The following is a 12,139-nucleotide window of genomic DNA, read 5'->3' on the forward strand; positions in this document are numbered from 1 at the left end:
ATGGAGCTTTTTTTCTACAACAAAATAGACTCCATAATTTCTACAGTGGTTTTACCCACTACAGAAATTATAGAGCCTTTTTTCTATGAGAACTGGCGGTGCGCAATTAGGATAGCTCTAACGACTTTAGTCGCGTAGAGATATGCTATGCACAGTTGCCCCAAGAAAACAAGCGAAGCGATGTTTGATTGGATGGCAACCGCTGCACTCAAAACGTTAATCAATACGATTATATCAACGTTTACAGACATTCAAGAAGTTACTCTTGGATGTCTTTTTTGTTTCAAAAAATCAAAGTTCACCCCAAAATTCACCCCATATTCACCCCATCAATTTTTTAAACTACGAAACGCAATATCACCTACAGTCTGATTGACTTTATCTTTGGTATTGACGTAAGTTTTTGTAATTTCCTTATCACTATGAGTAAGAGCTTCTGAAATGGCTTCAAGAGAAATACCTGCTTGTTTAGCAAGAGTAGCACCGGTATGTCTTAGTTTGTGTGGTGAAGCTGGTGCTAATTCGGGATGTCTTCGTCTTACTGATTTCATTCGGTAGTTGAGATAGTCTGTATGGAGAGGTAAATTTATGTTATTAGTCCTGTCATTATATGTAAATACAAATTGTTCTGTATTACTGACGATGCCAAACTTTGCTAGTTCATATTTTTGTTGTTTTTTCCAAGAGGTAAGAAGTTGGAGTAAGTCATTAGAAATAGAGAAAATAGGATAGCAAAAGCTCTATTTCAGGAGAAAATGAAGCAAATATTTCCATAATAAAACGCATATTATCAAGGTTGTTCAATTCTTGATAATATGCGTTTTTCTTATTTTAAAGCCTGATGGCTCAGCCTCTTTTTCATTATAATTCAGTTACAATTTAATCTCATTTGAGGAAGTGGGTGATGATTTTCTCTAATAAGACTATGATATTAATTTTTGATAGTGCTTCCAGAAGTTATGTATTCTACTTTACCCTATTAGATCGTGTGTTCTAAATTCACTAAATCTTGTTAGGTTTTGGGGAGAATCATTGATAACAGACTGTTGCAAATTTAATCAGCTGTATGATTCATAATTATCTACTTTTCTAGTAACCAATCTATGATATTTTTCTTCTCAATACCATTGTAATTTGCTGTTGGCTGAATCGTATCCATTGTTAACAGATATTTGGGGAATTGATCTTTAATGGCTTCTAGTGGTCTAAGTTCTCTTTCTAGTGTTTCTGGAGCAAGTGTTGTTTCACTGACCTGATAATAAGCGTAGTGACCAACATCAGTTACAACAACAAAATCAACCTCATATTTATCTAAATTACCAACATATACTTGTGAATATCTACGTCTCAATTCCAAATACACAATATTTTCCAAGATATGACCAATGTCTTCTTTGTGGTCTGGTAATAAGAGATGTCGTAAACCTAAATCAACGGGATAATATTTTTCTAAGCGTTGCAATAATGCTCTACCTTTTACATCAAAACGTGGAACGGAATAAAAAAGTAAACTATCTGTCAAAGTTGTCAAATAATTTTCTAAAGTATTATGGGATATTGAAACATTTTGGCTGACTAGGGTATTGCGAATCTTATTTGTTGATATTAAGCTACCTGTACTACTGAGAAGGGTTCGGACAATACGCTCAATAATAGTAGGATTTGGATTTCCCAATCTAGTTACAATATCATTTAACAATATTGAGTTATATATTCCTCTGAGATAGTCAATTTTTTCAGCGTAAGATGATGTTTGCAATAAGTAAGGGAAAGCACTAAATAGATAATTGTTAAAAATTTCTGTTGTATTCAGATTCTTTGAGAGAGATTGACCTGATAGGTATTCTTCAAATGACAAAGGAAGAACCTCTATCTCAACATACCGACCAGTCAAATTTGTAGCTAATTGGCTACTCATAAAGTAGGCGTTTGATCCAGTCAAATAGAGGTCTACATTTGGTAAGATGAATAGACTATCTGCTACTAGTTCAAATTTTTCAACATGTTGAATTTCATCTAAGAAGATATAGTATGTTTTCTCCTTGGCTAACCGCTCTTTTATATAAGCAAATAATGTTTGAAAATGTCGCAGTTCATAGTAACTCAAATCTTCGAAATTGATGGATATAATCTGATCCTCGTCTACCCCAGTTGCTAGTAACTCCTCTTTATAGAGTTGAAAGAGTACAGATTTACCAGCTCGTCTAACTCCACTCACAACTTTAATGATTTGGCGGTCACGATGTCTTTTTAAAAAATCTAAATAATGTGGTCTTTTAATATAGTTCATAATAGTTACCTCAAAGATAGTATATTACAAATAGGAATTATTTTCAAATATTTAGAAATAATATTTAATTCATTTGATTACTTTCAATTTTTTAGAAATAATATCTATGACTATTTAAATATCTTAAGGATAGAAAAAGAAATTACACTGGCACGAAGAAACTGTATATTTGTTGCTAAACTGTACTTCATCTTTGTGATACAGTAGTTCGTATTTTTCAACTACATAAGCTCCTAAAACTAAAAAGTGATAACCCTTTGATAACCTTTCGATTTTTAAAAGGGTTATACATGTAAGGATTGAGGATTTATCTCTTAAAATTACTTGATTTTAGTAATAATTTACCATAAATACCATGATGTAGAAAAAACCAGGCTTGAAAAAAGCTCGTAAAGCTAGCCAGTTCTCAAAACGTTAATTCGTTACTGGAAAGCAGAATACAAACGAAAACACTTTGTATCTTGCAAGGTGTTTTTTGTATGAGAACTGGCGGTGCGCAATTAGGATAGCTCTAGCGACTTTAGTCGCATAGAGATATGCTATGCACAGTTGCCCCAAGAAAACAAGCGAAGCGATGTTCGATTGGATGGCAACCGCTGCACTCAAAATGTTCTTCGAAAGAATTACTATACTTACAGAGAGCACCTTTCGGGATGTTCTTTTTTGGACTTTCTTACTAAATTGGTGCAATTGACACAGTTGTTGCGACTTTAGTCGCTTACAAATGTGGCTGCAATGTGACGAAGTCAATTGCCTCAAAACGTTAATCAATACGATACTATCAACGCTTCGAAACACTTCATGGTTCACACCATGGGGTGTTTTTTTGATGATTTTTAGTAAAATTCACACCACTTTTCACACCATCAATTTTTTAAGCTACGAAATGCAATATCACCTACAGTATGATTGACTTTATCTTTAGTATTAACAATTGCAATGACATAAATTTTCCATTTTAAATATATATTATGGTAAAAGAAAAAGATTGAAGAAAATAGTCCAAAATGAACTTTGTCTTCAATCTGAACAGAGTAAATACTACTCTGTTAGAGGCGTTTTTTTATTATATTAATGGCGAAGGCTAAAGTAGTTCCTAAAAGCACTCCGGTTCCTTTTTTTCCAGTACTTTTACATCTATCACAAACAGGAAATAACCTTTTATCAGTTATTGTTTTACGACAGAACTTACATTTACGTTTTTGACTAATTTGATTCTCGGACATCACTTTTATCCCCAATCTCCAATTTTTTATTTTCTAAATTTGTTAAAAAAGTATTATTTGTATCATTTGCTTCATGAAGCTTTTCTTGTAGATTTATAAATAAATCAATATCATTCTTTCCGTATTTATAATGACTGTTGATAAGTTCTAATAGGCTAATTTTATCTGAATTTTTTAACCACTTAGCTCTATTTATACGAGGAATCTTTTGTAATAAGTTAAGTAGTAAACCTCTATTGGTTGTTATATCTGGTTGGGTGAGTAATTCCATTACTCCGTTATAAGAAGTAAGGCGTTCGAGAGCCATTGCCTTATTATTTAAGCTTAAATCAATGTAAAGTTGCATACCAACTATTTTTGTTATTATTTCTGTATCGTTGAGTATAAAGTCAGCATGTCTTTTTAATGAATCATATAAATAATCTACTTGTTTAGTTCTCTTAATTATTTCCTCTTTATTGGAGATCAAATCAGCTTTGATTGCACTGACAGAATCTTCCATATAAGTATTTGCTTCATTCAAAAGATGAATTTTTTCGTCTAAGGAGACAGTGTTTAGTGCCTGTAAAACTTTAGTTCTAGCAGAGAAGAATGGAGGTAAGATGCTATTATTTCTATCCCAGTTAATTTGAAATTCTTGACTAGCTTTCATATCTAAAAGTAGATCGTAAATCTGTTTTAGTTGAACTTGGGTTGATAAATCAACTTTGGAGGAATCGTCAGTGTTGTTGCTTTTTTTCTCTACTTTTTTTAATGTAACATCTTCAACACGGACATTATTTTTTGTCGTATCAACAATGACGGCTCTATAATTACCATCAATTTTTTTGGAATTTCCTACTTTAAAGGTACCATTTTCTAGCTTCTTTTTTGTTTTTTCTGAAAGACTAGCAAAATCTAATTCATAAAAATTATCATTCTTTTTATCATATACTTTAGGCTTGGGATTAAGATGTCTATCAACAAAATTAAATAGTGGTTCCCCATTGATATCAATGATATTTGCTAAATTTAGCGATGTGTTATTGTCAATTAACTGAGGTAAGGCATATTCAAAAGGACTGCTTATTGCAAATATATCAGTCGTTTTTTTATCTTCTTCAGATTTAAATAGATTAAAGGCTAATAGATTATTTTCAATTAATTCATATTCATCTTTATTCGTATTTGCAACATCGTTCATAATTTCACCTTTGACACTTATTTGTTTAATTATAACACGTTATAAAGGGTTTCTTACAAAAATAAAATAGAATATATCAAAAGATATTTGGCGATGAAATAATTTGAAAAAGAGCAATTGTGTTAAAAGATTAAATTTGGGTAGTAAACAAAATCTTTCACTAGTAAGTTAGTAAGCCCTACTTGAATTTTGAATATTTTTTAGTAGAAACAATTACTATAAATGTTGGAATATAAGGAAATCTGAAACAATGTTTTATTATTATAAAACATAATGATTGACATATATAAAACATATTGCTAAAATATAGACAAATAAAGAAGGGGTATTGACTATTATTGAGGTTATCAACAAGGATGCAGATGATAAGAAAATTTCCCCATTTATTTTATAGTTTACGAAAAGAGATGTTATATGAAAAAAGAAATTAATTATTTTAATGAGGCATTGCTATTAGCTACGAGAATTTGTAATTGGGAAGAAAAAACAGATTCAGATTTACCGATAAATTATAAAAAATATGAACTGTCAAAAGAACAGATCGATCTTGAACATCAAGATCTGATTTCTTTCTATAACAATATTAGGCGTGAAGGTAGGAGCGTTTTAAACGAATTTTCTGAAATAGAAATCTTCTTTAAAAATTATAGAAATGAGAAAACTCCTGAAATTCTTTATTTCTTGACATATTCTAGATTGCAAAAAACTATTAAAAACTATTCTACTTCTGAGTTGCTTTCTGTTATAAAATCAGAGTTTATTAAGAATATGCAATCTTTAGGATACGAACTTTCTCCAGAGTTTCACCTTCATGAAATTGATAATTTAAAACTATTTAATGAACAACAAAGGTATCTAATTTATAAACTACTGCATAATATAAATCATACGTTTGATCAGTTATATCAATTCATTTTATTAATGGAACAAGTAATTAAGAATCAGGAGTATTTGATACTTAGTAGACTTGATGAAGTTTATAGTGAGATGGGCACTGAGAAACTCATAAGTGAAGAATTGGAGTCTACAATAGATTCTCTGAGTAAAAACCATACTATTGTTGACGTTGAATATACGTTGTTTATTCAATTCCCTCAACTTTTTGGACTTAGTTTATTCATGGAGGGGGAATTAACAAAAGGATTTTGTTATTTTGGTCTGGTACCCTCTTTATTAGAGGGACAACCAAAATCAGTTGAGGAAAAAAAAGAGGATATGATCCAAAAATTATCTCTTATTTCTGATCCGACTCGTTTTAATATTATTTTAATGTTATCAAACAAATCTATGTATGGACGCGAAATTTCAGAAGAATTGTCTATCTCAACAGGAACTATTAGTCACCACTTATCTCATTTATTAAAAGAAAATTTGATTCAATCAGAAATGAAAGGGAAAAGAATCTATTATAGAGTGAACCAATCAGAAATCAATCAGATAGGAAATTTCTTGCTTCAATTGGGAGGTGAAAAATATGAGTAATATCCTACTATATAACATCATAAAGAAAAATTGGAAAGATACTCTTATTGCCATTATTTTTAAAATATTATTTGCGATATCTATCACGATCATGTCTTATTCATTAACATTTTTGTTTGATAGTTATAAACTCGGACAAAATAGATTCTTTCGTGCGATATATATTCTTGGGTTTATTATTTTAGTAACAGTACTTCTCTCATTTCTTTCAGATTACTTTAAAGCAAGATATTTAAAAAGTTCAAATATTTTGTTGAAAACACAAATCACAGATAATGTCGTGGAAAATTCATCTGATTTAATTGCGGAACGAGATACAGGAAAAGCCATTTCTTGGTTTATTAACGATGCAAAACAGATAGAAACTCAGGCTTTTGAAAATATTTTAACTTTTATTTATATGTTAGCTCTTGTAATTAGTGCTTTTATTTCAATTTTCATATTACATTGGTCAATTGCATTGGTATCAGTAGCATTTCTTTTAATATCACTCGTTATTCCCAATTTATCACAAAAATATGTTGTAATAGCACAAGAAAAGTATACGAGAGCAAATGAAGAGTATACAGAGGCAGTGAGAGACAATATGGAGGGACTGAGCCTGTTTTTCCTTGGAGATGCGTTAGCAAGTTTTATTTCAAGGATGAACAATGCTTCAACAACAAAAGAAGAACATCAATTTAGATTTTCTATGACGCAAGCAAAGGTTGGAAGTGTAGTATTGTTGGTTTCGCTTTTTTCACAAATAGGCTTAATCATTTTTACTCTCTATATTTCTAGTATAGGGTTAACGACGATTGGTAGTGTATTTAGTATAGCGTCATTATCTGGTAACTTATTTAACGGTATTCAGGGTTTGACTTCTTCCATTACAATCTTTAAGTCATCAGATGTTTTATTACAGAAATTTCAGACCAAAACAGTTAATGAAACTATTGAAGTTGACTCGAGAGTAAATAATATTTCCTTAGCTGATATTTCTTTTCAGTATGATAATCATGTGATTTTTAACGATTTTTCTCAGACCTTTATTAAAGGGAGAAAATATGCCATTGTTGGGGAGTCTGGAAGCGGGAAATCAACTCTTTTACAGTTATTATTAGGATTGAAACAGGCCAAATCAGGGAGTATCTTTATCAACGGTTGTGATCTTAATGCAATTAATCTAAAAAGTTACTACAAGCGTATAGCCTATATTGACCAATCTATTTATTTAATAAATGGTTCAATTAGAGAGAATATTACATTAGGTAAATTAATTTCAGATCAGGAACTGGCTGAAGTGGTTGAAAAAACTCAATTGAGTTCTTTTGTTGGTGAAAATTTATCTGGTTTAGATAGAAAACTTGTGTCGAATGGTTTAGCTATTTCAGGTGGAGAAAAACAGAGAATTGCTTTGGCTCGGGCGATTGTTAAGGATGTTGATTTTATTATCATTGATGAAACAACTTCACAGCTCGATAAAGAAAACAGACTGGCCATTGAAGAGACAATATTAGGGTTACAGGATATTGGTGTTATCTATATCAGCCATAATACAGAATCTAAAGTCCTTGAACTATTTGATGAAGTTTTAGATAGTCGTTACTTTAAGTAATATGTTTTACAATGATAGTTGTAGTCAACAAAGATATGGAGGAGATGTACCTTAAGCAGATAAGAGGCTTGTCAAAAACGTTATCTGGAAATAATCCCCCTAGTTCAGGTTAAAATAAAATGCATAATATCAGTCTTTTTAAAATACCTGATATTATGCGTTTTTAATTTCAAAGAATTTTAGGAATTACTTGAACTCTCAAACCCCATATATGTTTTTCTGAGTTACATGAAAAGTCTAACTTAATTTGACAATCTAGAACCTTAAAGACTTTTGAATAGCCTTATAGTGATTGTTTCTTCAATAATTGAATGTGTGACATTTTATCTCTCAGTCACAACAATGCACCAAAATTGGTGCGTTTTTTTCTTTTTATGCTATAATAGGAAATAATTTAAGGAGGACTCTCATGATCGGAGAAAATATTAAAACGTTACGCAAGGCACATAACCTAACTCAGCCTGAGTTTGCAAAGATTGTTGGTATCTCTCGAAATAGTCTGAGTCGTTATGAAAATGGAACAAGTTCAATTTCAACAGAATTAATAGATCGTATCTGCCAGAAATTTAATGTTTCTTATATCGATATCGTAGGGGAGGAAAAAATGCTCACACCGGTAGAAGATTATCAGTTAACTCTGAAAATTGAAGTGATTAAAGAACGAGGGGCGAATATCTTAGCGCAACTTTATCGTTTTCAAGATGAACAAGGAATTGCATTTGATGATCCTTCTAATCCTTGGGTTCTAATGAGCGATGATTTGTCTGATTTGCTGAACACGAAGATTTATCTTGTGGGGACTTTTGAGGATGTAGAGCGATATAATGGCTATTTGGATGGCATTGAACGGATACTAGAACAAGCTAGTCATCTGGTGGTGGCTTAATGAAACTAGAAGAATTTAGTCAAGATGATTTTGAACGAGCATCCAGACGACTCTTCCGTTCTTTAACTCGTGGTAAAACAACTTCGTCTCAGCCCAAGGCTATCTTGCTGGGTGGACAGAGTGGTGCTGGGAAAACAACGATTCATCGTATTAAACAAAGGGAATTTCAAGGAAATATCATTATCATTGATGGAGATAGTTCTCGCTCTTTTCATCCGAACTACCTTGATCTACAGGAAAAGTATGGCAAAGATAGTGTGGATTATACCAAAGTATTCGCAGGACAAATGGTTGACTATCTTGTAGATGAGTTGAGTAAAAAAGGTTATCATTTATTAATCGAGGGTACCTTGAGAACAACCGAAGTTCCTCGAAAAACGCCACAATTATTAGCAACTAGAGGTTACCAAGTCTCACTTGCACTAATAGCGACTAAGCCAGAATTGTCCTATCTCAGTACTTTGATACGTTATGAAGAGCTCTATACTATAGATCCTCGCCAAGCTAGAGCGACTCCCAAAACACACCATGATGGAATTGTAGAACATTTGGTTGATAACTTACGAGAGCTGGAAAATAACAAAATTTTTAATCAAATTCAAATTTATCAAAGAGATCGATCGTGTGTTTATGATTCGCAAGTAGATGAAACCTCAGCAGCAGAAGTTTTACAAGAATGCCTCTTTGGAAAATGGAGTAAGGTGGAGAAAGAGATGTTGAAATTGGGACAAGAACGGTTGAGGGAGTTTGACACGGATACTAAAAAGTAAGAGAGAATCTTTTTATGAGGTGAAGGTACACAGTAAGGGAGACGTATGAGAAAAATTTTAAAGAATCAGCTATATTTGAAAGTTCTACTTTCAGATCTAATATCAAATTTGGGAGATACCTTATATTTTATAGCTCTCATGACCTATGTGACGGAGCTGAAAGACAGTAATTTGGCTGTTTCAATCATCAATCTATCAGAGACGATCCCGATCTTATTTACAGTATTTTTTGGAATCATTGCAGATAGGACGCTGAATAAAGTTGAGACCATTATTAAAACGTTGTGGATACGGGTAGGTTTGTATTTAGTAGTGGCTATGGTGATGAATTTTAAGGCATCTATTATGGTAGTTATACTGGCTAGTATGGTTAATCTTGTCTCAGATACACTGGGGCAATTTGAAAATGGTCTTTTCTACCCAATTTCGAATCGGATTGTGGAAAAATCAGAGAGAGAAGAGGCGATGGCCTTTAGGCAGACGGTAACGTCAACCATGAATATTGTCAATCAATCATTGGGAGCGTTTTTGATCACGATTCTGAGTTTCTTTCACTTAGCTCTTATCAATTCTCTAACCTTTGCGATTAGTTTGTTCATTATGCTAGTGATCAAACATCAAATTGATGATGATTATGACGATCAAACCTCGTCTAGCACGGGCTCTACATTTCAGTTCATAGCTTTGTTTTCCGAGATCATGTCACACTTAAAACTCTCCATTAAGCATCTATTTAGTATTAGTCATATGAAGGCTGCCCTACTTGTGATACCGATTCTTAATGGAAGCTTAGCTATTCTCACACCATTAGTTGTCGTTAATCTTTCTAAAGGTTCTGCTCTAACCATTATGAATACAGCAACCACCATCTCACTTTTAGGCATTAGTACGGTTGCTGGAGGGATTTTAGGAGGTGCTTTCATTCTGATTAGTAAAAGATTTAAAAGCCTCTCCATAGGAGCTTTGCTAAAAATGAATTTAACGACTGTTTTGCTTTCGTTTGTTGCATTTTACTACCAAAATATTTATTTCATACTATTTGCATCCTTTCTTTCGAGTGTGTTCGTTAGTGCATTAAACCCTAAAATGGGAGCGATCATATTTAATCATATAGATGAAACGAAATTGGCGACCATATTTGGAGGAATGGTAACCTACTTCCAAATGGGGGATGTTATCTCCAGATTATTGTTTTCGACCTTAGTTATCTATCTACCTTCTAATTACATAGCAGTAGTGTATATGGTGTTAGTTTTGTTAGCATTTCTATATACAATTAAAAAAGTAGAGATAACGGCATAAGAAAATTTTAATTGGCCAACTCCACCTATCTGTTCGATAGATGACCCAGTATGTTGCTAGTATTAGCAGGGCTGGGATTGGAAATTGTCAATTCAAAAGAGTGATAATACGCCCGAGAAGCACCTTTCAGGTGTTTTTTGTTTACCTAATTGAACCAGAAGCAAGCAAAAAACCATCCTATCTTCCACAGTCAAATGTGACTGTAGAAAACAAAATGGCTCTAGAATGTTAAGGCTTAGTTGTCGTCTTTATGAAAGATATTTTTAACGCCCTTGATAGCTCCTTCAACAGCTTCTTTAGCATCTTCAGCAACTTCTTTTGCTTTTGAAGCAACTTTTTCAGCAGTGCCTTCAGCTTCTGTTTTTTTATCGCCGGTTAATTTACCGAAGCCTTCTTTAACAGAGCCTTTGGCTTGGTTCAATTTTTCTTCTAATGACATAGCGTCACCTCCGTTAAGTAAATAGTTTTTTAATCTGAATTTAAGACAGTTCATTTAAAAAATTAAAACTATTTAGCTCAGATTAATATAAGTATATGCCTTCTGAAATGGAAAGTCAAATAATCGTTACGGTATTCTAATAATAGGGATGAGGTCTGAATAATGATCGACTAATAGGTCACGATATTCAGGCTTTCCAGCAAAGATTTGAAACGAAAAAGGCCAAAAAATTTTTTGTCTCCAATAAAATAAATGGTATAATGGTCGTGAACAGATACATCGTAGCGCTATTTTTTGAAAAAGAGAAGATGAACATGAAAAGAATCCTCAAAACCTACCCCGTTGTCAGTACTTTGTCTTTAACTTGTTTGTTGCTCGGCCTGTTGACTTCCTTTTTGGGGGATGCTATGTATGACCTGTTGGCCTTTCATTCGAAGCCGGCCTATGCTTGGCAGTATGTCAGTGGGACCTTGATGCATGGCAGTAAAGGAGCACCTGTCTGGTTTTTATGGGTCCATTTGATTTTAAATGGACTCATGGTCCTTCCTTTTGGTGGACTGTTAGAAAGGAAGAGAGGATCCAGGCAAGTCTTGATTGCTTTTGTTACGGCGACAGCTCTCTCTTCCATCGTTTTTCATCTTTTAACGCAAGGGCAGGAAATTCAGGCAACAGGGATCTCTGCTGTAGGCTATGCCTTTGTAACGGGAGGAGTCCTGCTCCTGCCAAATATGTGGAAAGAGTATTCACTCTCCGTAAAACTGTTTTATCTATTCTTAATTTTTTTATCTGGCCTCATGCTCTTACCGGCCATCACCGGCTGGATCTCGACTTGGCTGCATCTTTCAGGGATTGCCAGTTATCTATTGGTCTTTATTGGAAGTAACAGCTTGAAGGGGAGAAGTAACTATTAAGCCGGCTCTTGAATGAGGTTTTCATCTTCCTTCCTTGACTCTTCCCTCACTGC

At 33.2% G+C, this 12,139-nt stretch carries 9 protein-coding genes and 1 pseudogene; 6 read left to right on the forward strand and 4 right to left on the reverse strand.

The features are described 5' to 3' along the window. Nucleotides 1-329 precede the first annotated feature (329 nt). The 3 genes and pseudogenes from HA044_RS08280 to HA044_RS08290 all read right to left on the reverse strand — a co-directional run. Nucleotides 330-704 (reverse strand): annotated as a pseudogene (locus tag HA044_RS08280) (tyrosine-type recombinase/integrase); the annotation flags it as partial. A gap of 377 nt (nt 705-1,081) precedes the next feature. Next, nucleotides 1,082-2,290, reverse strand: coding sequence for an ATP-binding protein (locus tag HA044_RS08285; RefSeq protein ID WP_187540736.1), 1,209 nt, complete (start codon nt 2,288-2,290; stop codon nt 1,082-1,084). A 1,206-nt stretch (nt 2,291-3,496) separates the two neighbouring features. After that, nucleotides 3,497-4,699, reverse strand: a complete 1,203-nt coding sequence (locus HA044_RS08290; RefSeq protein ID WP_222935357.1) for a hypothetical protein — start codon at nt 4,697-4,699, stop codon at nt 3,497-3,499. A 414-nt stretch (nt 4,700-5,113) separates the two neighbouring features. Between HA044_RS08290 and HA044_RS08295 the strand changes: the two genes are divergently transcribed. The 5 genes from HA044_RS08295 to HA044_RS08315 all read left to right on the forward strand — a co-directional run bounded on the left by HA044_RS08295 (nt 5,114) and on the right by HA044_RS08315 (nt 10,736). Next, nucleotides 5,114-6,181 (forward strand): helix-turn-helix transcriptional regulator, encoded by a 1,068-nt coding sequence (locus HA044_RS08295; protein ID WP_187540737.1) that lies wholly within the window; start codon nt 5,114-5,116, stop codon nt 6,179-6,181. After that, entirely contained in the window at nt 6,174-7,778 is a 1,605-nt protein-coding gene (locus tag HA044_RS08300) for an ABC transporter ATP-binding protein (RefSeq protein ID WP_187540738.1), read from the forward strand. Before HA044_RS08295 ends, HA044_RS08300 begins: the two co-directional genes overlap by 8 nt. A 409-nt stretch (nt 7,779-8,187) precedes the next feature. After that, nucleotides 8,188-8,664 (forward strand): type II toxin-antitoxin system antitoxin PezA, encoded by a 477-nt coding sequence (gene pezA / locus HA044_RS08305; protein WP_187540739.1) that lies wholly within the window; start codon nt 8,188-8,190, stop codon nt 8,662-8,664. After that, nucleotides 8,664-9,434: a type II toxin-antitoxin system toxin PezT gene (gene pezT, locus HA044_RS08310; RefSeq protein ID WP_187540740.1), complete on the forward strand. Its 771-nt coding sequence runs from the start codon at nt 8,664-8,666 to the stop codon at nt 9,432-9,434. The genes pezA and pezT overlap by 1 nt, the downstream gene beginning before the upstream one ends. Before the next feature lie 45 nt (nt 9,435-9,479). Then, nucleotides 9,480-10,736 carry an MFS transporter gene (locus HA044_RS08315; protein ID WP_187540741.1) on the forward strand — a complete coding sequence of 419 codons (1,257 nt, stop codon included), beginning with the start codon at nt 9,480-9,482 and terminating at the stop codon, nt 10,734-10,736. 235 nt (nt 10,737-10,971) lie between these two features. Here HA044_RS08315 and HA044_RS08320 read toward each other — a convergent pair whose 3' ends face one another. After that, nucleotides 10,972-11,175, reverse strand: a complete 204-nt coding sequence (locus HA044_RS08320; protein ID WP_013904666.1) for a CsbD family protein — start codon at nt 11,173-11,175, stop codon at nt 10,972-10,974. A 314-nt stretch (nt 11,176-11,489) separates the two neighbouring features. Here HA044_RS08320 and HA044_RS08325 point away from each other — a divergent pair, with 314 nt between their 5' ends. Next, nucleotides 11,490-12,086, forward strand: coding sequence for a rhomboid family intramembrane serine protease (locus tag HA044_RS08325; protein ID WP_187540742.1), 597 nt, complete (start codon nt 11,490-11,492; stop codon nt 12,084-12,086). The last annotated feature ends 53 nt before the right edge of the window (nt 12,087-12,139 follow it).

Source organism: Streptococcus sp. IMAU 99161, assembly GCF_014435245.1.
GTDB lineage: Bacteria > Bacillota > Bacilli > Lactobacillales > Streptococcaceae > Streptococcus > Streptococcus lactarius.

Coding starts and splice junctions, on each gene's coding strand:
- pezA (WP_187540739.1), top strand. CDS start 8,188: ATGATCGGAGAAAATATTAAAACGTTACGCAAGGCACATAACCTAACT.
- HA044_RS08320 (WP_013904666.1), bottom strand. CDS start 11,175: ATGTCATTAGAAGAAAAATTGAACCAAGCCAAAGGCTCTGTTAAAGAA.
- HA044_RS08285 (WP_187540736.1), bottom strand. CDS start 2,290: ATGAACTATATTAAAAGACCACATTATTTAGATTTTTTAAAAAGACAT.
- HA044_RS08315 (WP_187540741.1), top strand. CDS start 9,480: ATGAGAAAAATTTTAAAGAATCAGCTATATTTGAAAGTTCTACTTTCA.
- HA044_RS08295 (WP_187540737.1), top strand. CDS start 5,114: ATGAAAAAAGAAATTAATTATTTTAATGAGGCATTGCTATTAGCTACG.
- pezT (WP_187540740.1), top strand. CDS start 8,664: ATGAAACTAGAAGAATTTAGTCAAGATGATTTTGAACGAGCATCCAGA.
- HA044_RS08300 (WP_187540738.1), top strand. CDS start 6,174: ATGAGTAATATCCTACTATATAACATCATAAAGAAAAATTGGAAAGAT.
- HA044_RS08290 (WP_222935357.1), bottom strand. CDS start 4,699: ATGAACGATGTTGCAAATACGAATAAAGATGAATATGAATTAATTGAA.
- HA044_RS08325 (WP_187540742.1), top strand. CDS start 11,490: ATGAAAAGAATCCTCAAAACCTACCCCGTTGTCAGTACTTTGTCTTTA.